We start from the raw sequence: 23,742 nt of genomic DNA, 5'->3' as shown, positions 1-23,742 counted from the left end.
GCGACTGTTACACGGCTGTTCATCGACGGCAACCTGGCACCGGTCGTCGGGTGAGACGCGTGACCCAGACACCGGGCCTCTGTGGTCTCTCTCCGTGTGCGCTGATGCTGGCCAGGTGACGGCGACTGCTCGTTCACGCAACGGAGCCCGCTCGTGAAGGCGAGCAGAGCATCCAGGTTCCGTACCCCCCGGAGTCGCCCACCTCAGGGGTGGGGGCTCGTGGGTTCCACCCTGGCGTCTGGTACCGCCGGGTCATCCCGCACGACGTCCTCGCTGGCGATGGCAACAACGCACGCAGGGTCCTCGTGCACTTCGGTGCCGTCGACCACAGCGCCCAGGTCTGGTTCGACGGACAGCTGGTCGCCGAGCACGTCGGCGACCGAACGCCCTCCACCGCCGATGCCATCGACGCGCCGGCGACCAGCCAGGATCAGGGTCGGAGGAACAGGTTCTCGTGACGACGGCCCGCGGCTGAGCATGCACGAGGTTGTCGAGGCGGGACGAGTGGCGTTCGGGGGCAGCCGGACGGCCTCGGGCTCGCCCGACCTCAGCAGATTCCGCCCACCGCAGCGCCCAGCGTCGTGGATCATCGGTCGGGCAGGGGGCTGGGCGGTGGAGGCGGCGATGGGCGACCCGATGAGCGGCACAGGGCTCGTGAACGTGACCGTCACCCGTGCCGGCACACAGGTGCTGCGGGACGTGACGCTCCGGGCGGCCGACGGGGAACTGCTCGTCGTGCTCGGCTCCTCAGGAAGCGGCAAGTCCACCCTCCTGCGGGCGCTCGCCGGGCTCGACAAGGTCGCGTCCGGCACCGTGGTCATCAACGGCCGTGACGTCACCAGGCTGCCGCCCGGGGAGCGACGCGTGGCGATGGTCTTCGAGACCTCGGCGCTCCTCTCCTTCCTCGACGTGTCCGGCAACATCGGGTGGGGACTCCGCGCGCAGCGGCTACCGGAGACCGAGGTGAAGCCGCGGGTCATGGACCTCGCCCGGCGACTGCGGTTGAGCCGGTTGCTGCCCCGCCGTCCGGACGACTTGTCCACCGGCGAGCGCGGCCTGGTCGGCATCGGGCACGCTCTCGTGCAGCGCCCGGACGTCTTCCTGCTCGACGAGCCGCTCGCGGGCCTGGATGCCGCAGAGCGCACCAGAGTGCGTCAGGAGATCGTCCACATCGTCCGTTCCGTGGGCGCCACGACGTTCTTCGTCACCCACGATCAAGCCGAAGGACTCGCGGTCGCCGACCGGGTCGCCCTGCTGCACGAGGGCGCCGTGGTGCAGGTGGGCACACCTCGCGACCTGTACGAGCGGCCGGCGGACCTGTTCGCGGCCGGGTTCGTCGGCACCCCGCCGATCGGACTGCTCCCCGCCCGGCTGGTGTCCGCCGGCGGGCAGGCCGCGTTCACCGTGGGCAACAGGACACTGCCGCTGTGGGGGGCGGTCCCACCGCCGCTTCGTGACCACGTGGGCCGTGAGGTGGTACTCGGGCTCAGAGCTGAGGACGTGCACGACCCCACGGCCGGCGACGACCCGGACTCGGTGGCCCTGGCTGCGGTGGTGCGGGAGGTCGAGTACACCGGTCGACGAAACGTGGTCACGGTCGCAGTCGGCACCCCGCCGGTCACAGCCCGGGGCAGCGAGGTGTCCCGCGACAAGTCACGTGGCGCGACGCTGCGCTCGTTCTTCCCGCCGCGATCGGTGATCCGTCCCGGTGCCGCGGTGACGGTCGCGGTCAAGGCGTCGAGCGCCCACGTCTTCGACGCCGTCACCGGCCGCGCGCTCTGGCACCCCTGAACCTCTCCAGACGGAGCAAGGACGCCGCTCCCATGGGGCGATCCGGAGTCGAGCCACCCACATCAGCGTTGCGGAGAGCCGGCGGAGGGCCAGCGCTGAAGCCACGGGCCCGGAGGGCGGCCTCGCTCCCCGTACCTGGACAGGCCCCCGAGTGCGCCGCCGATCTCCGCGGCGAGCTGCGCGTCGTCCCCCAGCGATCCGAAGGCACTGCATGGTCCCAGCAGGGGCGCGGGTCGTTCCCGCCGAGGGTGGCGAGCTCGCGGAGCTCGCCCGCGCGCGGGTCCACCGCCTGGACCGGCCGCCCGGTGAGGTCGGCACCCCACAGGTGGAGCAACCACGCTGCCACCGCCAGCACCAGCACCAGCACCAGCACCAGCACCAGCACCAGCACCAGCACCAGCACCAGCACCAGCACCAGCATGGCTCGCGGGCGGCCCTGCTCCCGGGCCTCGCCCAGGGAGGGCAGCAGACAGGAGAGCATCTTCACCGAGCCGCGGCGGCACAGCCGCACCAGCCTGTCGCCGATGGCGGGGACCTCCGGGAACCCGTCATCGTCGTCCTCGCTCAGTCCCGCGGCTGCCTCACGGACGAGCACGCCGGCGTCCTGACGGCCGGCGCCCTGCACGCCGGCGGCGCGGTCACCTGAGCCCACCGGGCGCCCCGGGGGCGTAGTCGCCGTAGGCGAACTCCCCCACGGCGTCGCCGGGCACCGCTGCCGAGGCCCGGGTGGTGATGGCGCGGATCTCCTCGACCGGGACCTTGGGGCGTCGGGACGCCGTCACCAGGCCGTTGCGCTCCTGCTGGGTGTCGGTGAGCTGGGTCCAGCAGAAGCCGACCACCGCTGGGCTGTCCAGCAGCGCACCGACCAGCTCGCGGTACCCGGCGAGCAGCCGGGCCGGGTCGTGCACGGCGCCGTACCCGTTCCACCCGGCGTCGGCCTCCGCGCCGCCGACGTCGAGCGAGATGCCGCCGAACTCGGTGATCATCACCGGGGCGTCGGTGACGGTCGCGCCCGGCAGCACGACCACCCGGTAACCCGGCTGGATGTGGCTCAGCGTGTGCGTCAGCGCTGCGTGGTCGCCGTACCGCTCGGTGAGCACCGCGCCGGAGGCGGTGTAGTCGTGCACGGTGAGCACGTCGGTGACCGGCTGCTCCCAGCCGTCGTTGCCGATCACCAGCCGGGTCGGGTCGTAGGCCTTGGTGAGGTGGTACAGGGCGCGGACCAGGTGCTCCTGCTGGGGCTCCCGCTCCAGGGCCGGCACCCCCCAGCTCTCGTTGATCGGCACCCAGGCGATCACGCACGGGTGGCTGCGGTCCCGGTCGACCACCTCCAGCCACTCCCGGGTCAGCCGCTCGACGGTCGCGGGCGAGAAGTTGTAGGCGGCCGGCATCTCGGCCCAGACCAGTAGTCCGAGCCGGTCGCACCAGGCCAGGAAGCGGGGGTCCTCGACCTTCTGGTGCAACCGGACGCCGTTGAAGCCCAGGTCCTTGACCAGCTGGACCTCCCGGCGCAGGGCGTCGGCGTCGGGCGCGGCCAGGTGCGACTCCGGCCAGAAGTTCTGCGCCAGCACCAGCCGCAGGTAGTAGGGCCGGCCGTTGAGCAGCACGCGGCCCTGCGACGCGGAGATGCTCCGCAGTGCCGTGTAACTCCCCACCTCGTCGTACACGACCCCGTCGCCGTCCAGCAGCGTCAGGGTGGCGTCGATGAGGTTCGGCGACTCCGGCGCCCACAGCATCTCCGAGTGGCCCAGGCTCATGTCGCCGGCCAGGGTGATCCGGCGGCGGACCTCACCGCCGTGCACCGCATAGGTGTCGTCGGCCAGCACCCGGTCGTGCTGGCGCAGCACCACCCGCAGCCGCAACCCCGGGGCGCCGTCCGAGCGGACCAGGACGCTGAGGTCGAGGCTGCGGCTGTCGACGTCCGGCGTCCAGGTCAGCGCCCGGACCCGCACCTCGGGCACCTGTTCCAGCCACACCGGCTGCCAGATCCCCGAGGTGCGGTCGTACCAGATGGCGTGCGGTTCCCGCTGCCAGTCCTGCTTGCCCCGGGGCTGGCGCAGGTCCGTCGGGGAGTCCTCGGCCCGGACGACGACGACCTGCGTGCCCGACTCCTCCAGGGCCGGGGTGATGTCGGCGGTGAACGGGGTCGAGCCGCCCTTGTGGTAGGCCACCGCCCGGCCGTTGACCCAGACGTGGGCGCGGTAGTCGACGGCGCCGAGGTGCAGCAGCACCCGGTGCCCGGGCCGGGCCGTCAGCTGCACCTCGCGGCGGTACCAGACGACGGGGTGGAAGCCGGTGTCCCCGATGCCGCTGGCCGGCGACTCGAAGGGGAACGGCACCTCGATCACCCGGTCGAAGACCTCGGCGCGGCGGGGCCAGTGGTCGGTGATGCCGACCGAGCCGTCGTCGAAGGCGAATCCCCACGTCCCGGAGAGGTCCTCCCAGCCCGGGCGGGTCAGCTGGGGGCGCGGGTGGTCGACGGTGCTCGTGTGCATGCGACCGCCCCTACCCGCCCGAGGCCCGCTTGGAGCGTGTCCGCCGGAGATCGCGGGGTTGGTCAGGGCGGTTCACCGACGTGCTGTGCAGACCGGACCGGACAGCCGTGTCTGGGTGCCGAGCACGACTCAGCAGCGCGTCGCGCTGCGCTCATCGCGACGCCCGATCCGCGGAGACGGTTGGCGCGGCGACGACCTCAGCCTGGTCCGTCGTGGTGAACGGACGATGCCTGCCACCGCTCCCACCGTCATCCGCCTCGGAGGCCAAGGCGCGGACGAGCGAGCCTTTCCTTCGCTGCCGACCGCACCAACATCTCCGCCGGCCTTCGGGCTCGGCCACAGCCAGATGCGCACGTCGATGGACATCTACAGCCACGTCATGCCGGCCCTCGCCAGGGAGGCCGCCGACCAGATGAGCGTCTTGCCGATGCCCGGTGCAACCGGTTCAACTGCGACCACGAACGAGTCAGGCCGCTCTCCGAATGGAGAACGGCCTGATCAACGGGGTGGAGCTGAGGGGACTCGAACCCCTGACCCCACACTGCCAGGGCGGCTCGGAGGGGTTCGGAGCAGTTCACTGCAGTGCGTTGTTCGAGGTCAGCGCGCCGCTCGGTCGTACGAGAGGACACCCGCGAACCACCCTGAACGAATCACTCAGGCCACCACGATGGCACCACGTGGCGGCGGGCGGCCGGGCACCCGACGCCGGGCTCATGCGCTGCGGGAGCGCCATGCGTTGATCGGGGTGCCGAGGTTCAGCCAAGGACTTGCCGGCCAACCGCAACACCTGCCGCGGACACGAGCCGCCGGACACGGTGAGGTCACCGGCGGCAGCGGGGTCGCGCGCCGGGTCGTCCACAATGGACACGGCCGGCTCCGCCGGAACGCTCCGCCGGGGAAACAGGAGACATGAGCGACGACGCGATCGGGCCGCCGGGTGACCTGCCAGATCGCCTGAGCGACTCCAGGGCCACCGCGTGGGAGCTGCTGACCCTGGCCATCGACGCGGCCGGTATCGGCACGTTCGACTGGGACCTGATCACTGGGACGCTGACCTGGGACGCCCGTCTGGACACGCTGTTCGGCTACGGAGACGGCGCGTTCGACCAGACGATCGAGGCGTTCACAGCACGCCTGCACCCCGACGACGTCACGCAGGTCGAGGAGCGGCTCAACCACGCCATCCAGACAGTGGGTGAGTACTCGGCGGAGTACCGCGTGCTGCTGCCCGGTGGGCCTCAGCGGTGGGTTGCCGCACGCGGCCGGGCGCTGGGCGACGACACCGGTCGGGCGACCCGGCTGCTGGGCGCGGCGTGGGACATCTCCGCTCGTCGGGAGGCGCAGGACCGCCTGGCGCAGCTGGTCGAGTCGATGGCGGTCGGGTTCATCGCGATGGACTCCGACTGGGAGATGACCCACTTGAACGCCGAGGCCGAGCGGATCACCGGGATGCCGCGTGCGCAGCTTCTCAGACGCACCCTGTGGGAGGCGTTCCCGGCGACGGTGGGCACCGAGTTCGAGGCCGACTACCGACGTGCCGCCGCTACCGGTCGACCGGTGGTGCTCGAGGCCTACTACCCCGAACCGCTCAACATCTGGGTCGAGGTGCGCGCGGTGCCCACCGATGGCGGGGTGGCGCTGTACTTCCTCGACATCACCGCCCGCCGCCGTGAGCGGGAGCTGGCCGAGCGCGCCGCCGAACGCGAGCGGCTGCTGTCGCGGATCACCGAAGAGCTGTCGGCGACGCTGGACGCCGACGAGGCCGCGCGCCGGCTGACCCGGCTGGTCGTTCCCGGTATCGCCGACTGGTGCATCGTCACCTTGGTCCACGACGAGGAGGCCAGCGGGGACCGCCGGGCGCTGCGCAAGGTCACCTCCTGGCATCACGACCCCCGGCTCCGGGATGTTGTGGCCGCTTACGCGCAGACCCGGCTGGGGGCGCTGCGCGACGACGCGCTCTTCGTGCAGGCGATGCGCACCGGACAGCCGCAGCTGCTGACCGAGGACGCCACCGCTCGCGGCATGGCGATGATGCAGCCCGGTCCGGTGCGCGACCTGGTGCAGCAGCTGGCGCCGCAGTCGATCGCCGTCCTCCCGCTGCCCGGGCGCGACGGGGTCGTCGGGTTGCTGACCCTCGTCACCGGCGCCGACCGCGGCGCGCTCACCCCGGCCGACCTGGTCACCGCCCGCCACGTCGCCGCCCGCGCCGGCGTGGTGCTGGACAACGCGCGGCTGTACCGGCAGCAACGTGGTCTGGCCGAGGGGTTTCAGCGGTCGCTGCTGACCCCGCCGCCTGAGCCTGACCACGTGCAGATCGTCGTCCGCTATGTGCCGGCCGGGGAGGCAGCCGAGGTCGGCGGGGACTGGTACGACGCGTTCTTGCAGCCCTCGGGCTCCACGGTGCTGGTCATCGGTGACGTCGTCGGCCACGACGCGACGGCCGCGGCCCGGATGGGGCAGGCGCGCACGATCGTGCGGACGCTGGCCGCCCGTGATCACGAGGGACCTGCGGCGGTCCTGCGCGAGGTCGAGCAGGTGATGCAGACGCTGCAGTCGGAGATCCTCAGCACCGCGGTCGTGGCCCGCCTGGACCAGACAGAGGAGCAGCGGGCGGCCGGGCGGGCCACGCTGCGCTGGTCCAACGCCGGGCATCCACCGCCGATGGTGATCAGCCCCGACGGGCGAGTGCAGGTCCTCGCCGGCGGCCGGCCGGACCTGCTCCTCGGGGTGCTCCCGGACGCGCCTCGCCGGGAGGCGGAGGTGGTGCTGCCGTGGGGCAGCGTGGTGCTGCTCTACACCGACGGGCTGGTGGAGAGCCGGCATGAGGACATCGACCACGGCCTGCACCGGCTGCAGGCCCTCCTGACCGAGCTGGCCGGCCGCGATCTCGATGAGCTGTGTGACGAGGTGCTGGTGCGGATGCTGCCGTCCAACCCCGGCGACGACGTCGCTCTCATCGCTGTGCAGTTGCACCCACAGGACCGGCCCCGGCCGCCACAGGCCGGACCGAACCGGGTGCCGCCGAACGTGCCGGCGGACTGACGCTCACCGCTTTGCCAGGTAGGCGGGCGGGGATCCGAGCCAGGCGGTGATCAGGGCCAGGCGGTGGTCAGGGCCAGGCGGTGGTCAGTCGCACGCTGACGCCGCGGGCGTCGCGCCGGATGGCGACGTGGTCGCACAGCTGGCGGGCCAGCCACAGCCCCCTGCCGCCGTGAGACAGGTCTTCGCCGTGCGCCGGGCCGTATCCGGGAAGGGGTCGTCCAGCCCGGAGCCAGAGTCGTGGATGGTGGCCACCAGTCGGCCCGGTGCGGTCCACAGCCGCAGGCCGGCCGGTGGGGTGCCGAGCAGAACTGTAACCAGGTGCACCAGTCCTGGCCGCGCCCACACCGGCCGGATCCTCCGCGGTGAAGTCGAGTTCCGCTGGCGCCATGGATGGCCGCGGTCAAGTCCGCCGCCCATGCGTCCACCTGACGCCGGTGCCCCGGAGCAGCGATCAGCTCCGCCACGGCGGCGAGCACTCGCACCCGGGCCGGGTCGGCGACGACCTGGATCCGGCGGCTGACCACGCCCGGGTGCACGGTGTGGTGGCCGAGGCGACCGCCGCGGCGCTTCCTCCCCGCCTGGTGCTCCGCCGGCGCGACGCCATCTGCCTCATGCCGGGTTGGCGGTCGTCGTAGGCAATCCCGCGCCAACCGCCGTGACCACGGTCCGGGTCATCGACGTCGGTTCGACCCGTTGTACGGGGTGCCGCGCGTGCGGCTCGCCGCGCTGGAGGGCGCCGACCGGGCCGCCTTTCCCGGCGGCACGGCCACCACCGCCTCGACCTCCCACCGTCCGACCGTGGAGCCGTCGGTCAGGCGACCGCCGCTCGAGTCACAGCTTGTACAGCGGCGGGTTCGGCAGCACCGCGCGGCCGAAGGTCGACGCACTCACCCCGGCGAGGCATGCGTACCAGGCGACGGCGGCGGTGAGGAGGCCCAGATAGCCGCCGATCGTCGTCAGGCCGTCGTTGTGCGCCACATCCCCGAAGCCGAGGAGGAAGAACGTCACGGCGAGCAGCGTGAACAGCAGGGCCAGCGCCGCCGTGGTCTGCAAGGACGCGACCCACAAGACGAGCGTGAAGAGGCCCCAGCCGATGAGGTACCAGCCGACCGCGGTCTCCCGGTCAGTGGCGTCCGGGATGTCCGCTGCGTAGAAGGTGACGAAGGCCCAGAACGAGATCCAGAAGGCGCCGTAGGAGGTGAAGGCAGTCGCGCCGAAGACGTTGCCTCTCCGGAACTCCCACATGCCGGCGAGCACTTGGGCCACGCCTCCGTAGGCCAGTGCGACACCGAAGACGATCGGCTCACCCGCCACTGGCAACAGACCCGCGTTGAACAGGCTGAGCAGGAACGTGGTGAGGGCGAAAGCGGCCAGGCCGAGCGGCGCCGGGTCGGCGATCATCCGGACGTTCTCGGAGGCGAGTTCCCTCGCCATGGCCATCCGACCGGCGGTCGGGTCGCTCCGGTCGGCCATGAGATCGGTGCCGACGTCGGTGGTCTGCGTTCCTGGCTGCGCTGGCTTGACTGCCACTGCCGGACCCTCCTGATCGACGCAGGGAGAGAGAACAGCTGGACGTCGACAGCGGATCCCGGCCCAGCGGTGCGCGACCTCGGTCCTGAGTCGACGAACACATTAGGTCTGGGCCGGTCGATCGAAAGACGCCCTCCGCCCCGACAGTGACGAGGGTCTCATCCGACCGTCAAGAGGGCTCCGGCGTGTCGTAGACGTCGGCGGAGGCCCGACGCCGGCTCGTGTCGACCTGGATCCCGGCTCGCTCGTCGCGCAGGCGCGCCGTCACTGAGCAGACCATGCAACGCTTCGAGGGCCGGCCGCCGGTCAGACGGCACGGACGCCGCCCGGAGCGGTCGTGGGACGGCTCGGACACACGAGAGCCCGGGAGGTCGATGACCTCCCGAGGTCCGACCACGGGCGCCGACCACCCGCCTCCCGACGACCGTCTGTACAGCAAGAGTGTTCCCGCAAATTGATCTTGATCCGTTTGCCCGCGTTTGCTGCAGCGTATGAATGCGGCTCGGGGGCCATGTTGCTGATGAGGAAAGCGGACCTTCCCACCCCCCTCGACGCCAGCCGGCCTCTGTAGGCGGTCGAGGTTGGTGGCTCCGAGACGGCTTGCCAGCTCGCCGACGCTGGGCATCGACCCGACCGGCCGGTCACCGCGGGCGGCGCATGGTCATGGACGCATACGGGGCACCGGCCTACCGTTCCTCCATGGCCGAATGGCTGACCGTCGAGGTGTTCGACGGAGAGTTCCCCGCGACGCGGTGGCGGCGAGCGCACGAGGACGCCCTGCTCGAGGCGGCCCTCACCCACGGCGCATCAGAGTGGCTGTGGCACGAGACCCGCTGGGGTGTCGTCCTGGAACTGCTGTTCGACAGCGACGAGCAGCTCGACGCCTACCGGGTCCTGCCAGCGGTGCAGGCCGCCTTGGACGCCGTACCTGATCGGCTCCGCGGGCTGGTCGTCTACCGGGGCCGTGGCGGCGGTTCCGGTGCCTGGGTGCCACGCCGCCCGCGGCCCGCACCACTCACGGCTGCCGCGGCGCTACCCGACCCGGAACCCGACGTGTTCCTCGGTCCCGGAGACCGTCACGGCCGCACCGACCTGCTCGACGACTCACCCGACGCACGGGCAGAGCCCGCAGGCGTCTGACGAATGCGGCCCGCCGCGCGGACCAGCGCCGCAGACCGAAGTCGCCTACCCAGCCGACCCGCGGCGCTCCTTTGGCCACCGATGTGGCATCACGCGGCAGCCGCCTGCCCGGTCTCGGCTTGGCCCCGAACAGATGGTCGACGCGTTGGCCAGCGCCGTCCTCGTGCCTGAACGCAGCCCCGGGTAGACCGATTTTGTCCAGCTGTCCGCTCTCGCGACGGCTGCAGACCACGTCCGATCAGCGGACCCGCTTCGATGACCCAACCGGCGTGCAGCTGTCAGAGGGCTGCTGACGGGCGGCCGATCGACAAGAAGAGCGACTGCGGCGACTGGACCCGGCTACTCGAGTCCGCCGGCGTTCGGCACGTGCGCTGCACGATGGCCGGCACACTGCCGCCACGCTGCTGCCCAGCGAGAACGTGCACCCACGGGTCGTCATGGAGCTGCTGGGCCACAGCCAGATGCGCACGACGATGGACATCTGCAGCCACGTGATGCCGGCCCTCGCCAGGGAGGCCGCCGATCGGATGAGCGCGCTGCTGCTGCCTGATGTGGTCCCTCCAACTGCAAACACAACTGCAACCAGAGACGAGTCAGGCCGCCCTCCGGATGGAGAACGGCCTGATCGAACGGGTGGAGCTGAGGGGACTCGAACCCCTGACCCCCACACTGCCAGGGCGGCTGGTGGGGGTACAGGGAAGTTCGCTGCAGTGCATCTCCGCAGGTCAAAAGGGCGACCAGCCATCTAAGGACGTCGGCGAACCACCCTGCACGACACGCTATGGCCACCACCGTGGCACCACCTGGCGGCCGCCTGATCGGGCTTCTCGCGACCGCGAGCAGGTGGTCGGCGTCTCGGCCGGTCCCGTCCCCAGGTGCTGCCGGCCCGTGCGAGATCAGCCGATAAGCGAGTCAGCCCACACACATTTCCGCCCTGCGCCGCCGGAATCGAAGTAAAGCGCATCGCCGACCTCGCCGGGCTGTCCGTCAGCCGCATCCCAGAGATCACGGGCCCGACCGCAGTGACATGGCCGCATCATGACGCGTTCATCCGAGCACATCCCCGCCCATTCCGCATCAGGTGTCCCAGTCAGGGCTCAATCTTTACAACCTCCTTCTCGAGGCCTATATCCCAATAGTGCTCACTGATTCCCTGGTCCATGACCTTGCGTAGTTCTTTCTAGATATTGAAGAAGACGAATGTTGGGTAGTCCGCATCTCGAGGTCGAACTGGCACAAGCCCATATTTGCTGGCTACGCGGTTCATGGAGTCGATGAAACCTTGCTGCAGTGCCTCGTCGGTGTTCGTAAAGGCGTATTCTACGCGGAACGTTGGCAGAGGGCCCCCATACGACGATCCAGTAGACCGCCGAGATTCTTTCAACTCGCGTTGGATGCTTCGTACTATCTGAAGCGTTTCGCTCGTGAGTTGGTCTGGACTTCTCATGTTCCTGTGGCTAACCGGCGGCCGCACAGTGAGTAGGTCTCTTGCAAACTGAGGCCACCACTGATCAAACGCCTTGCCGAGCATGCTCTCCGAGAGTGGCCTGTCGCAGTCTCGGTTGATGCTGTCCAAGAGCCTCCGTATGTCCTCTTTCTGAGGTAAAACATGCTGGAACTGTGTCAGCGGGCCGGTAATCTGCGTGTACTCGACTCCGAAGAGGAGAGGGGTAACTCGGCTCTCCTCGACAACCTTTGAGAGCGCTCCCGCCTCAAAGTTAATCCAGGGCTTCTCGCAGTTCTCCTCTGTTACTACGACGATGCCGTGATCACTGTTTTGTAGCTCCGAGGCGATTCTGCTCAGTCCACGGCTGCCCTTGTCGATGTCCTCAGAGGACATGAAAGGTTCGATCTCGTTGATCACAAGCGGAAGCCACTCGCGCAGGAGTCCAGCGACTTGCTTGCTCACATCCCCCGACCAGCTCAAGAAGACCTTCACGTCCGTAAGCGTACGTACGGCCCGATCGCTCGGCTCGAGACACCGTAGACCGACGCCACGCGAACGCCTGTATGAGTCCAGCGGCCAGGTGGTGCGGCTTGACTCGTCCCACGTCGGATCCAAGCGCCTTGCGAGGACGGCGGTGATGACCGGACACCCTTCGGCCAAGACGTCGCCGACGACACGCTGCGTCAGGCCGGTACCGGCTTCCTCGACGGCGGCCCCCCGAGCGGGGCGCCCGTCGTACACCACCTGGGTGGACACCGCTGCTACCCCTTGGCCCCAGTCGTCCAACGCGGGTTCACGACGGTTCACTGAAGTCCGTTTACGCAGGTTAACCGAAATACGGAATCATAGGGAACTGTGGCGAGCGACCCCGAACACGCTGCATTGGTGGTCGGAATGGTGGTCAAGAATCGCCGTCCCGACCAGCACGGCCCGACCCTCTCCCCGGCCTGACGCCTGTCGCTGAGCGTGACGATGTCTCAAAGGGTCATTATTCCGGCTGTCGGCACCCGCTTCCCATCGCAGCTACATAAGCCGCTGAGGAAGCGCGGCGCGAACCGGAGCTGCGATAGGTGTTCTGCCCGTTGACGGGCGACCGCTGCGGTTTGGACGGTTAGGGCGCCAGCGCACCGTAGCCCGCGCGACTCTGTGGTGCCGCCCGGCCAAGCGGGCGCTCACGCCCTAGCGTGGAAGGCGTGATCACTCCTGCGGACCTTGTGCAGCAGGTGTTTCAGCAGCCGACCCTTCAGGAGACGCACTGGCTCGAGTGGAAGTCTGTGGCTGACCTTGGTGACCGCGAATGGCAGGCGCGCACTGCCAAGTTCGTGCTGGGAGCGGCGAACCGGCCAGCGACCTTGGCGCAGCCGGTCCACGATGGGCACGCGTTCTTCTTCGTTGGGCTCGAGGCCGGCCGCGTCGTTGGGACTTCGGTCGTGGACCCGGCGGTGGTCAGTATGGGACTCGCGCGCCTTCTTGGATCCGTCGGCCCGAGCTACAACCTCGACTACGTCACCCTGCAGGGGAAACCGGTCGCCGTCATAACTGTGCTGCCCTACTGCGACCGGTCATCGTCCTTACGTTGCACGCGGAACCTTTTCGGGCGCGAGGTTGATCCTGCAGGACGGCCGCATCTATGTCCGGCGAACGGGTCTGACCGAGGAGGCCACATCGGCCGAGGTGGACGACATGCTCAGCGAACGCGTCGCTGCTCGAGTAGCTGCTGGACCGCGCTGGCCGATGCAACCAGTGGAGGCATGGCGCGACGGTCGAACGATTCACGTTCGCAAGGAGCGCGGCGACATTCTCGTCAGCTACGAGGCGGACCTCTATACCAACCTTGGTCAGATGACCCGCGAACGGCCAGACCTGCCCCCGCTGATCCCAGAGGACACCCGCCGACGAGTCGACGCCGCATTTGACTCGCTGGTCCCCGTCGCCGACTCCGATCCGGGCCGAGCAGTCGACGCGGCGTGGCCGCCGCTGCGTCAGATTGCCGTCGCGACCTACCAACGCCTTCTCTCAGACGAGCCGCCGTCCAAAGTCATCGACATGGTCACGGTGCTGTCCAACGAGGGGTATGTCGAGCGAGGCTGGGTCGACGTCGCCTACCCCCTCTACTACTGGGCCATCGTCGACGATGTGCGTCAGCGGGAGCTGAGCCCAGCGAGCGCCAGGAGCTACTTGTTGTTAGCCAAGGCCCTCGCGACGGCCCTGCTCCTTGGAACCGAGGGACGACATCTCCCCGGGGTCGGGTGATGCCGAGAACGAGGAAGGGCGCCCCTCCGAGGGAGTAAAGCCCTGCTCAGTTTGGTGGGGGCTGAGGGGACTCGAACCCCTGACCCCCCACACTGCCAGGCCGTCATGATCACGTTCGTGGGGATGCGCCATCGTCCGCAGCGCGCCACTCACTTGCGGCTTTACGCTCCTACGCATGACGGCGAACGAGCCCGAACGACCGTCAATCTCAGCCAATTGCAACCACGACTGCAACCACTCGTCCCGACCGCCAGCCGCACGCCCGCGCGGAGCATGGCATGGATCGATCTCGATCACGGGTGCGCCGCGAAGACGTGAGCTACCGCTCCGCCGCCGAAGACGGTGGTGCTCATCGTCTCAATGGTGAGCGATGCGAAGAAGATCCGTTCGCCCACCCAAGACCACTGGGTGGATCACGAGGCGGTACTCGTCTATCAGGCCAGTCTCGATCAGCGATCGGGCGAACCGCGTCCCCCTTGGGCTAGCAGGTATCCGTCGGAAGACTCCTGCTTGAGCCGCGTGATCGCTTCGATCAGTCCGCCGGCGGCGATGGGACTCGCGACACGTCCAATGCACCTCCTAGCCATCTGTCCCTTCTCAGGTCGTCTGGGGGTGTCAAACAAGCCGGCAACACGCGCGTCTACCCCGGACCCGCCCAAGGGCTCGCGGCTCCGGACATCCAGGTCAATTTAGACCTTGGCGACGACAGCGTACGACTCTAAGCTGCATGGCACACTAAGCGCGGCGTGCCCGTCGAGCCCTGCAAGTGTGGGGCCGAAGGGGTGATAGAGCAGCAGCAGATGCCATCATGGCATCCACTGCGCGCTTCAACGCCCCCAAAGCACTGGCCGCCAGGCGTTGCCGAGGAGGCGTCACATGGCAGAAATTGGCTTGACTCAGGCTATCGCAGCCCTCCGACAGGAGCTTGAGGAGGCCATGACAGTAGCGCAGGATGAGGAAATCCTGTTTGACGCCATATCAGTCGAGATGCAGTTTCAAGTCGGCGTTACCCGAAGTGGCGAAGGAAAGGCAGGGCTGAAGTTCTGGGTCATAGAACTTGGTGGGAGTACCAGCTACGCGACCGAGTCCGTACAGTCGGTCTCCCTAAGTTTGCGCCCAGCGCTTCGCGACGGCCGACCCGTCAAAATCTCGAGAGGGACAAACGTCAATCCCCTGACGGGCAAAAAGCGCGACTGACCCCGATACACCATGGAAGTTGCACGCGCCGTCGAGGTCATCCACGACCGCGGGGAAAACGCCCAACCGCGCTACGAATGCGGCTCAGGCTTCATTATTCGCCCAGGTGTCGTCCTGACGGCCGCTCACACAATAGACGCACCCGATAATCCCGGAAGTCGTACCGTCGTACGAGATATCGAGGGTTTCGAGTATGACGTTTCGAAGATCGCCGTGTGGGACGAGCGCCTAGACTTAGCGCTTCTCATCGCGGAGAACCTAGCGCCCGACCTTTCACCGGCACCCCTCGGCCGGCTTGATAGGAATCGCATCGAGGTAGTTACAGATGCCATGGCAGTGGGATATCCGGATTTCAAGCAAGACAAGGACAGGTCGCTTCCACAGGGGACACCGGCCCAACCGGTCGGATTTATTCCGACGGCTGAAAACAGGCCCGAAGGGACCCTGGTAGTGAAGCTACTTGCCGGAGAGCCAGACCGCGCGCCGGGTACCGATGGGCCATGGAAGGGGCTGTCAGGCGCAGGCCTTATCGCCTCAAGCCGACTAATCGGTGTAGTGATCGAACATCGGCCCGCGGAAGGACTGGGCTCTCTGATTGTGCAACCCCTGACCGCAGTTGGGAACGCGCCGGCTGAACTGCGCGATGTATTTCTGCACCAGATTGGCATAACTGCGCTTTCTGACTTACTAGAGGTCAATCCGCAGAACCGGTCGAGAAGTCGCCTAGCACCCCCACCGCCACCGTGGCAACGCATCACCGCCCGCCAGCGCGAAGTCGACGCAGTTGTAGCAAGGTTTGATACCCACAAGCGCATCCTCACGCTGACCGGATTGCCCGGAATGGGCAAGACGACGATCGCTCAAATGGTGGCGCACGACCCGCGTGTTATCGGCCAATTCCCAGGAGGCATCTTTTGGCGGTCCGTCGGACCAGACGCGGTGCCGGAGCGCGTCGCGGACGATCTTGTCGACGCTCTCGGTGGCGCACCGGTCACCAGCACGCTGATAGTCCTCGATGACGTATGGGATACCGCTGTACTAGCTGCGGTCGTCAACACGCTGTCCGACCGAACCAGCGTGCTTATCACAACCAGGGGTCTCTCGACGGGCGATACTCTGCGAATCGGCGCCGTAGATCCGCCTGCCGCTCAAGACCTGCTGCTGGCGGCCTATAAGGAACGGCATGGGCCACTCCATCTCACTATTGACATTGATAGCGTCACGTCAGCGCTAGGACATTGGCCAGTCCTGCTCGACCTAGCCGGCCGCCTACTGGCCGACACTGCAACGGACCCCCGAACCGCGACTCAACGGTTGACCGAACTTCGCGAGGAGTTCGCGGCCGACCCAACTGTGCTCGATGACCCCAGCGGCGACGGCTCGCTCAACGCCCTGTTGATGCACAGTCTAAGCCACTTGGCCCGAACCGGTTCGCGGCTCGAACCCGAGTGCTTCACTGCACTAGCCGTATACCAAAGCGTCACCTACATCCCGACCACAGCCTTAGCCATCCTCTGGCAGTTGTCCCCAATCAAGGCGAGACAGGTGGCGCGCGCACTTGACCGCGTTGGTCTCGTAACGCTCTCTCCGGCCACGGCTGACCGTACGGACGGCATCGCCGTTCATGACGTTGTCCTCGCATGGCTCCACCAGCGACATGGCGAACCCGACGACGTACTCCTTCGGCCTTTACACAAGCGCTTTCTTGCGGGGATTGGTGAACCAGACGGCTTGACTGAGGACACAAGCGGCCTTGCGCTCTATCACGTGGCACTGAGTTATGACCTTGATCAGGTCGAGAGGCTCCTTACACCGAAATGGAGGGCAGCCTTCGCCCAAGTCGGAAGCGACTCCACCTATCTTGCCTGGCTTCATCCCGCGAGCCGAAAACTGCTGCACGCCAGCTGGGCCACCAGCAGCGAATCCATTCGAGCTCTGAGTTTGGCTTCCCGGGCGGCTGTGGTTGCGGCGAGCATCGAAGATGCGTTGAGACAAGTCGCGCCTGAGGCGCTAGGAGCAATGGCGGTCCTCGATCGGCCGGTCCGCGCTCTCGACCTCGCCCTGCAGCGACATGCAGATACACTGGACGGGCTTGACGCAGTCTTGAGATTCTTGCACTCCGCTGGCCAGCTTACGCCATCGTTATTAGATCACGCGTTCCAGGGCATCTCCAACGTCGCAGATCCAGAGTTGCGGGCAATTTTATTGGCTCGATTGGGTCACGCGGCCAACTCCGCCGGACAACAACCACTCATGCATCGCTCGCTGAAGGACGGGCTGGAGGTCACCGAGTCGATAACCAGTCCGATAGAACGCTCAAACGCTTTAAAGCACCTGTCCACGCTCGCCGCTCGGTGCGACCGAGAAGAATTCCTGAGGCTGATTGACGATATTGCCGAGCCAGACGACCAGGCGGAAGCGTTGGCGGTTGCGGGAGGCTTCTTTGCGGCCGCGAATGACGCTCGTGCCGATACGTTGCTCGACAGAGCCGTTCAAATTATGGAGGCGAGGCCAAAGGCAGCGTTGGGAGCCTGGTTCGAGGACCAATCGCTAGTTGAGGTTGCGGTGCTGCTCGCGCCACACTCGGAGGAGCGGGCGCGCCGTGTTATGCAGCGGATTGAATCGGTCGCCTGGCGGCATAGAGCCGAGGAGCGAGTCACGGCGGCAATAACACAGCTCGACGATGGCAGGGAGCCGGGCGATGAATCCGCTGTCCAGTCCTTGCCGTACGAGATCCTCACGGAGCAAATCCTTCTTGCGCGACAGATGCCAGATGTTAAAAGGCGGAGCGCTCGGCTCGCCGACCTCGCTATTCTTCTCTCCTGGACGCAGCCGCTCGAGGCGCGCCGACTTGCCGTGGAGGCGGTTCAGGCACCGATCGGAGGGCCCGTGCGACTCAGTTCAATCAATGCGGATCGAATCCTTCAGGCTGTCGCCATCGTAGACGCGGTGGAGGCTCGCCGACAGGCGACGGAGTTGGCGACCGAGTACACCCGAGAGACCGCGCTCGGCGCTATCGAAACTCAATTGCAAGTCCTTACTGGGACACGGAATGCACTGGCCGAACCCTCCTATCCTGTCGGGGATATCTCGAGGTTCCATGAGAGCCTCAGAAACGTCGGGCGGTTGCAAAGTATCGACCCTGCGCGCGCACTCATGATCCTTCAAGAGTCTGCCAAGTCAGCAACTGCCCAACATGAACCTTTGGCGCGAGTGTTGACCAGCTTGCGCGTGGCAGCTTACGCAGGTGATTTGGACCCCAGACTTCAAGAACGGATGGTCATCCAAGCGGCGGACGCCTGGGCGGGCCTGGACGAGGCTGTACGTAGTGCCGCGCACACTGCCCCTGTGGATTCAATATTCCCGCCATGGCCGGGCGCCCCTGCAGCCTCCGGCGCCGCCGGTGTGGCAAGCCATCTCGAGCGCATGGTGCAAACCATGCCGAACCACGGGGAAAGGACTGCCGCGTTCGCCCGGCTCGCTCGCGGCATAGCGCAAGAAGACCCAAAGTACGCGCGTAGGCTGGCCGAATCGGCCTACACGACGGCCCTCGGCCTGGCGGACACGGTGTTGAGAAGTCAGGCACTCGGTTTATCGCGCCTAGGATGGTTAGAGCTAGACGATCAGCGAGCTCGACAAGTGCTCGACGAGGCAATTGTAGTGGCGCGGGCGACTCGAGGCGGTGCGAATCATGCTGTAGACCTGGCCTTGGACCTACTCTTCGAAACCATCCGAAAGTTCGATGAGGAGGGTGCACAGATCGTCTTGCGCAAAATGTCCTACGGGACAGTGAGTTGGGGAGCGCTGGAACGGTTCATATACCAAGTAGCCGACCATGACCCGGGACGTGCCATTGGGTTGACTAAGCCGATTACTGATGACCGGCGCGCGCCGCTGCTCGCAAACATCGCTGGCATCGCTGCAGCTAACGGCATGTCACTTGACTCGGTCTTGCCCGACCTCCTCGACGCGCTGCCAGGCGGTGACCCAGAGAACGTTCTTTGCATTCTGGCTGAACTAGCGGTGGGTCTTGGACGCGCACATCCCGAGCAAGCGAGGGCCGTGGCAACCGAGATCGCCCGCGCCATCCGCTAAAATCAATCGTCACCGCTACGTGTGCGCTAACGCGAACTCACAAATCCTGCGATTTGATCTTGACCCAGTTGATCACCGTTGGCCGTTGATGGAACAGTGCGTTGACCAGCAGATTCGACGTTGACCCACGTTGGTGACATGGGCTTGTGTCAGCCCATTTTCGATGAGTAAACGATGCCTGATCGGGACAATTAATCGCTCGATCGCGCGCCCGTCTCCCGAAACGCCGCGCTCCCCGGGTGCCCTCTTCGCGGATCCTTAAGTGGATGGACGCAGACCTGCGCGGGCAGGGGGTGAGCGTCGCGTTGCGCCAAACTGCGGACGCCTCGCTGACCATGCGCGCGGCTGGACCGCCTGGGGGGCCGGCTTTCCGCTGCTGGTGGAAGGAAAGAGCCAAGGACCGGACGCCTCGCGCCGAGCACTGGATCGCTGCGAACGCGGAGGATCTCCTGAAATAACTGCCCCGGTAACGATCACTCTCCGCACCGATTCACGGCAGGATCGGCGGCGAATGCCGTACTAGACCGCGAGCGGGCCGCCGGCGGACGCGTCGTCGCTTGTCATCCGAAGGCCTTGGCGGCTGCGGCTTCGGCTTCGCTCTGGGTGAAGCCGTCGAAAGCGAGCTGGCGAGTCAGCCCGGACTGGGAGAAGGAGTTGAACGACAGGTACTCGCTGGCCTTCTTCGCCGCCTGCTCATCCCAGTCCGCGTCCACGTTGGCGACGGCAAGCTCCGACTCACCCTGAGTGAAGCCTTCGGAGACGAGCTGGTCAACGAGGCCTCGTCTGGAGAGCGCCAAGTGCGACAGGTAGTCGCTGGCCTTCTTCGCAGCCTGCTCGCCCCACGCCACGCCTACGGCGGCGACGGCGAACTCCGAATCGTCCACAGAGAAGCCCTCGGAGACGAGCTGGTTGGCCAGGCCCTTCCTGGAGAAGGCGATGTGCCGTAGGTAGTCGAGCCCCTTCGCCAACGCGTTGCGCTGTCCAAGGGTGACTTCCGGTCCCGGAGCTGCATCGGTCTCGACGGTGGCGGCTGGGCCAGCCGTGACGGGCGCGGACCGCGCCTGGGCAGACGCCGATGAGCGCGGCGGGAGCTCCGGCAGATCGCCCAGCTCTCCTCTGATGAATTCCGGCTGCTCGGTGAGGTTCCTCAGCAGGTCCGACAAGCCAGCATCATCAATGGTTCCCACCTCGAAGCGCGCAACTCCGTGCAGCCCGGAAGGGATGTCCTTGCTGTTGGCCCCAGGCAAGAGCACGAGCCGCACCTTGTCCCGGAAGACGTCGCGGTTCACGGCGTAGAGGCTGCGGAGCGCATCAGCTTCAGCCGCCGCACCGGCGCCCTTAGTCGGATCGCCACGCCCCTCCCACGCCAGACGCCAGCTCTCGGACACCACGACAAGCACGAAGTCACACTCAGCGATGCGGCCTGGGCCCCAGCGCGTCCAGTCGACAGAGGCGCTGAGGTGGTACAGGTCCACGTCGACGTCAACTCCATTGCGTCGAAGTGCGGTTGCCAACTCGAAGACCGCGTCCCTGCGAGCACCGATCTGGTCGGGTGACCAACCTGGGTCGACATGCGCCCAGGAGATGAGCGCCGAGGGATGACGTCGTCGGGGGCCGGTCACACCTCATCTTGACCGACCGCTCCGACACGAATGCATTGGCGCTCTGCCGACGCCGAGGCAGTCACGCGAGACCTGCACCCGGATGACCGCGGCGGCGCAGGGCGTCTCGTTCACCCATCGTCGACCGGAACGCCGAATGAGGCGGTTCCCCGGCTGCTAATGGCGGACGAGGTGGGCGTCCGGGGGCGGGGTGCCGAAGACGGCCGGGTCGCGGTGCGGGACGGCCTCGTCGGTGAGGTGGGCGGCGTGGATCCGGTGGAGGCCCGGACGCCGCCACGATTCGCGCATGGGTACGGGCAACGGGGCAGGTCCGTCGGTTCACGCAGCGCCATCTCGACGCAGCTGCTGAACGAGCACCTCCTAGACCTCGTGACCGACCGGCTGTGCCGTGCCGGGCTCGCCACGAGCCGCTTGGCGCTGCCCGTGGCGCGCGAAGTCGCCCGAGCTGCTGTCAATCGCAAGACTCGCCGGGCGCAGTGACGACCCGACCGGGCTGCTAGGCGCGAGTGCTCAGACCTACCAGCTCCGGCTGGCCGGTTCCGGGTTCTCGTCGTCGGGGTTCTCGTCGTCGAGGTCCCCGCCGCGCCGAAACTAGCGGTGCCGTAGTGCGTCTCAATGACCCTGCGAATTGATCTTGATGCGTTTGCTCGCGTTGATTCCGCAGTATGAGCGCAGCTCAAGGCCCATGTTACTAATGAGTATAGCAACCATTGATTGCGATTGACGGCCATATTGGGTACTTAAAGAGTGTTTGCGGCCCATGCCGCGGCCACCCCAAGCGGCTTCCCTGCGAGGACGGCGCCGGGTTGGGTTGACCTTCCGCGCCGCCGTGCTGGTTCGTCACCTCGGCCGCCAGAACATGACAGCGACTCCCCGCAGCAACACGTGCTCGGCGTGCCCGGACGCACCCAGCCTGACCGTCCGAGGCTTTCGGCCCTGACAGCACCGGGAGGACAATCGGCACCGCAAGCGTCAAGTGCTCCCGGCCTGCATACAAGAACGAGCCCCGCCTACTGCGCTAAGCAGCATGGCGGGGCTTCGTCCTTACTCGCTGCAGCGTGGCCGCCTGCCGCTACTCGCAGATCTGCTCGCCCAGCTCCGTCTCGTAGCAGTAGGGCTCGTAGCTAGGGTCGCTCGGCTGCACGACGTCTGGCTGCGTGGGTACTACCTCTGAGGTGCTGTCTCCGCCAAGGTCGCCGAGCGCATCTCCTAGCGCATTGGCCTTCTGGTATGTGGCGAGCGCGATGTAGAGGACGGCGGCCATGAGCACGATGCCTAGGAGTAGGGCGATGGTTGCCAGGGTGCGATTGATTTTAGTGTGCAAGTCAATTCCTTCGATTTTTTTCGTTAGGCAAGAGCGTTCGGGTCGACTTGGGATACCGTCGGTTATTGCCACTGCCTAGACCGGATGAGGGGACTGGGCCACCGTCATCACGACGGCGAGGCGGGCGCAGCGCTGGCCGAGCGCCCCCGAAAGCTACCTCGCGCTCTCGACAAGTGGACGGGAAAGTCGCTCCGCCGTCGCGTGTTTGGTCCCGACCACCACAACGGTGCCGATTGGTCCCACCTGTGACGGGTTTGACACGCGCTCTCCGCTGACGTTCTGACGGTGAGCCCTGGGCCGCCGTCGTCCTGTAGGGCACCGATGCCCGGGAACCCAACCAACCGGCACTGCCGATACCTAGTGGCGCCCTGTCCAGGACTCAGCTGGGCAGGGCGTCCACTTCGAACGCCCAGTCCAACGGTGCCAACTCGACATTGGTCACGGTCAGCCTGCGGGACTGCGCGAAACAGCGCGTGCTCCCAACAGGTGGGTCTGTACCGTTCGGGACTGCTCGGTTGGGTTGACACCGCTTCTGCGGGACGAGGTCCCGCGGGGCGGATGTCGCTGTGCCGAAGAAGTTCCCGCCCGAGTTCAAGCGTGACGTGGTCCGGGTCGCCCGCCGGGGCGAGCTGACCCACGCCGAGGTCGCCACGACTTCGACATCTCGGTGGAGTCGGTGCGCCGCTGGGTGCGCCAGGCCGACATCGACGACGGTGTCGTTGAGGGCCAGACCAGTGCCGAGCAGAACGAGCTCGTGCAGCTGCGCCGCCAGAAGCGGCGGCTGGAGATGGAGAACGAGATCTGCGCCGCGCCGCGGCCTACTTCGCCGCCGGCAGCCTCCCAAAATGAGCTACCCGCTGGTCCGTGAATTGGCCGCCCAGGGCATCCCCGGTGCGGCTGACCTGCGGGGTGCTGGGCCACTCGCATCAGGCCTACTACGCCTGGCTATCGGCTCTGGTCAGCCAGCGCGACCTCGAGGACGCCTACCGCACCAACGCACTCATCGACGCTCACGGCGATGACCCCGAGTTCGGCTACCGGTTCCTCGCCGACGAAGTCGCCGGTGCCGGGCTGGTCGCCGGTGAGCGGCGCATCTGGCGATTGTACTCGGAGCAGAAGCTGTGGTCGACCACGGTCCGCAAGGGGCGTCGAGGTGCGGGCAAAGCCCTGGCCCGGCGGTGCACGACGACCACGTGCAACGGAACTTCACCGCGCCCGCCCCCGACCGGGTCGGTTGACCGACATCACCGAGCACCCCACCGCGGAAGGCAAGCTCTAGTGCTGCGCGATCAAGGACCTGTTCAGCAACCGCATCGTCGGCTACGCGATCGATGAACGGATGACCGCCCAATTGGCCGTCACCGCGCTACGCACGGCCGTGGCCCTGCGCCAACCGACGGGCGTGGTGGTAGTCCACAGCGATCGCGGATCCCAGTTCCGAGCGAGATCCTTCCGCGCCGTTCTGACCGCCGCAGGCCTGCAGGGATCGATGGGCCGCGTCGCCTCCGCCGGCGACAACGCCGCCATGGAGTCCTGTCAGGCGCTGCTGCAGAAGAACGTCCTCGACCGCCGCCGCTGGCGCACCCGCGACGAGCTCCACGCCGCGATGGTGTTCTGGACCGAGCACACCTACAATCGCCGCCGGCGCCAGCGCGCCCTCGGCAAGCTCACCCCCGTCGAGAACGAACTCGCCTTCACCGACCAACACGCCGCTATCGCGGCATGATCACCACTCACCCCGTATCAACTGAACCCGCAGCAATCCCGTGCGCCGGTCCCGGACGATGACGTGGTCTAGGCGAGCGT

At 67.1% G+C, this 23,742-nt stretch carries 15 protein-coding genes and 1 pseudogene; 8 read left to right on the top strand and 8 right to left on the bottom strand.

From position 1 onward, the window contains the following. Positions 1 to 624: 624 nt before the first annotated feature. Entirely contained in the window at positions 625 to 1,791 is a 1,167-nt protein-coding gene (locus tag FHL79_RS09610; protein ID WP_171058096.1) for an ABC transporter ATP-binding protein, read from the top strand. On the opposite strand, the gene FHL79_RS25065 is transcribed toward FHL79_RS09610, so the two are convergent. Both FHL79_RS25065 and FHL79_RS09600 read right to left on the bottom strand, forming a co-directional pair. Beyond that, entirely contained in the window at positions 1,763 to 2,443 is a 681-nt protein-coding gene (locus FHL79_RS25065) for a hypothetical protein (protein ID WP_171058095.1), read from the bottom strand. The genes FHL79_RS09610 and FHL79_RS25065 overlap by 29 nt on opposite strands. Further along, positions 2,430 to 4,286, bottom strand: coding sequence for a glycoside hydrolase family 2 protein (locus FHL79_RS09600; RefSeq protein WP_138758378.1), 1,857 nt, complete (start codon positions 4,284 to 4,286; stop codon positions 2,430 to 2,432). The genes FHL79_RS25065 and FHL79_RS09600 overlap by 14 nt, the downstream gene beginning before the upstream one ends. A 909-nt stretch (positions 4,287 to 5,195) precedes the next feature. On the opposite strand from FHL79_RS09600, the gene FHL79_RS09595 reads away from it, so the two are divergent. Both FHL79_RS09595 and FHL79_RS09585 read left to right on the top strand, forming a co-directional pair. Further along, positions 5,196 to 7,328: a SpoIIE family protein phosphatase gene (locus FHL79_RS09595; RefSeq protein WP_138758377.1), complete on the top strand. Its 2,133-nt coding sequence runs from the start codon at positions 5,196 to 5,198 to the stop codon at positions 7,326 to 7,328. A 434-nt stretch (positions 7,329 to 7,762) separates the two neighbouring features. After that, on the top strand, positions 7,763 to 7,963 hold the full coding sequence (locus tag FHL79_RS09585) for a hypothetical protein (RefSeq protein WP_138758376.1): 201 nt from the start codon (positions 7,763 to 7,765) through the stop codon (positions 7,961 to 7,963). Between the two features lie 196 nt (positions 7,964 to 8,159). Here the strand turns inward: FHL79_RS09585 and FHL79_RS09580 are convergent, their stop codons facing one another. Then, positions 8,160 to 8,762, bottom strand: coding sequence for an acetate uptake transporter (locus FHL79_RS09580; protein ID WP_138758398.1), 603 nt, complete (start codon positions 8,760 to 8,762; stop codon positions 8,160 to 8,162). 795 nt (positions 8,763 to 9,557) lie between these two features. Here FHL79_RS09580 and FHL79_RS09575 point away from each other — a divergent pair. Beyond that, positions 9,558 to 9,998, top strand: coding sequence for a hypothetical protein (locus FHL79_RS09575; RefSeq protein WP_218938403.1), 441 nt, complete (start codon positions 9,558 to 9,560; stop codon positions 9,996 to 9,998). Between the two features lie 1,180 nt (positions 9,999 to 11,178). On the opposite strand, the gene FHL79_RS09565 is transcribed toward FHL79_RS09575, so the two are convergent. Beyond that, a complete protein-coding gene (locus FHL79_RS09565) occupies positions 11,179 to 11,937 on the bottom strand; it encodes a toll/interleukin-1 receptor domain-containing protein (RefSeq protein WP_171058094.1) in 759 nt (252 codons plus the stop codon). 1,113 nt (positions 11,938 to 13,050) lie between these two features. Here FHL79_RS09565 and FHL79_RS09560 point away from each other — a divergent pair. Next, the gene (locus FHL79_RS09560) at positions 13,051 to 13,698 is read left to right on the top strand and encodes a hypothetical protein (protein ID WP_138758374.1); all 648 of its coding nucleotides are present in this window, start codon (positions 13,051 to 13,053) and stop codon (positions 13,696 to 13,698) included. Positions 13,699 to 14,055: 357 nt separating this feature from the next. On the opposite strand, the gene FHL79_RS26470 is transcribed toward FHL79_RS09560, so the two are convergent. Continuing rightward, positions 14,056 to 14,274, bottom strand: a complete 219-nt coding sequence (locus FHL79_RS26470) for a dihydrofolate reductase family protein (protein ID WP_218938402.1) — start codon at positions 14,272 to 14,274, stop codon at positions 14,056 to 14,058. A gap of 300 nt (positions 14,275 to 14,574) precedes the next feature. Here FHL79_RS26470 and FHL79_RS26465 point away from each other — a divergent pair, with 300 nt between their 5' ends. Together FHL79_RS26465 and FHL79_RS09550 are read left to right on the top strand one after the other, a co-directional pair. Further along, entirely contained in the window at positions 14,575 to 14,895 is a 321-nt protein-coding gene (locus FHL79_RS26465; RefSeq protein ID WP_369333690.1) for a trypco2 family protein, read from the top strand. A gap of 12 nt (positions 14,896 to 14,907) precedes the next feature. Next, on the top strand, positions 14,908 to 18,990 hold the full coding sequence (locus FHL79_RS09550; protein ID WP_138758373.1) for an NB-ARC domain-containing protein: 4,083 nt from the start codon (positions 14,908 to 14,910) through the stop codon (positions 18,988 to 18,990). Between the two features lie 560 nt (positions 18,991 to 19,550). Here the strand turns inward: FHL79_RS09550 and FHL79_RS09545 are convergent. The 3 genes from FHL79_RS09545 to FHL79_RS09535 all read right to left on the bottom strand — a co-directional run bounded on the left by FHL79_RS09545 (position 19,551) and on the right by FHL79_RS09535 (position 21,876). After that, positions 19,551 to 20,612 carry an Ltp family lipoprotein gene (locus FHL79_RS09545; protein WP_138758372.1) on the bottom strand — a complete coding sequence of 354 codons (1,062 nt, stop codon included), beginning with the start codon at positions 20,610 to 20,612 and terminating at the stop codon, positions 19,551 to 19,553. A 156-nt stretch (positions 20,613 to 20,768) separates the two neighbouring features. Continuing rightward, the gene (locus FHL79_RS26135) at positions 20,769 to 20,900 is read right to left on the bottom strand and encodes a hypothetical protein (RefSeq protein ID WP_281283863.1); all 132 of its coding nucleotides are present in this window, start codon (positions 20,898 to 20,900) and stop codon (positions 20,769 to 20,771) included. 784 nt (positions 20,901 to 21,684) lie between these two features. Beyond that, a complete protein-coding gene (locus tag FHL79_RS09535; protein WP_138758371.1) occupies positions 21,685 to 21,876 on the bottom strand; it encodes a hypothetical protein in 192 nt (63 codons plus the stop codon). 626 nt (positions 21,877 to 22,502) lie between these two features. On the opposite strand from FHL79_RS09535, the pseudogene FHL79_RS09530 reads away from it, so the two are divergent. Next, positions 22,503 to 23,662 (top strand): annotated as a pseudogene (locus tag FHL79_RS09530) (IS3 family transposase). Positions 23,663 to 23,742: the final 80 nt, after the last annotated feature.

The organism is Modestobacter altitudinis (genome assembly GCF_005930475.1).
Lineage (GTDB): Bacteria > Actinomycetota > Actinomycetes > Mycobacteriales > Geodermatophilaceae > Modestobacter > Modestobacter altitudinis.
Note: the sequence above shows the minus strand (reverse complement) of the source record. Positions and strands in the feature narration are given on the sequence as shown.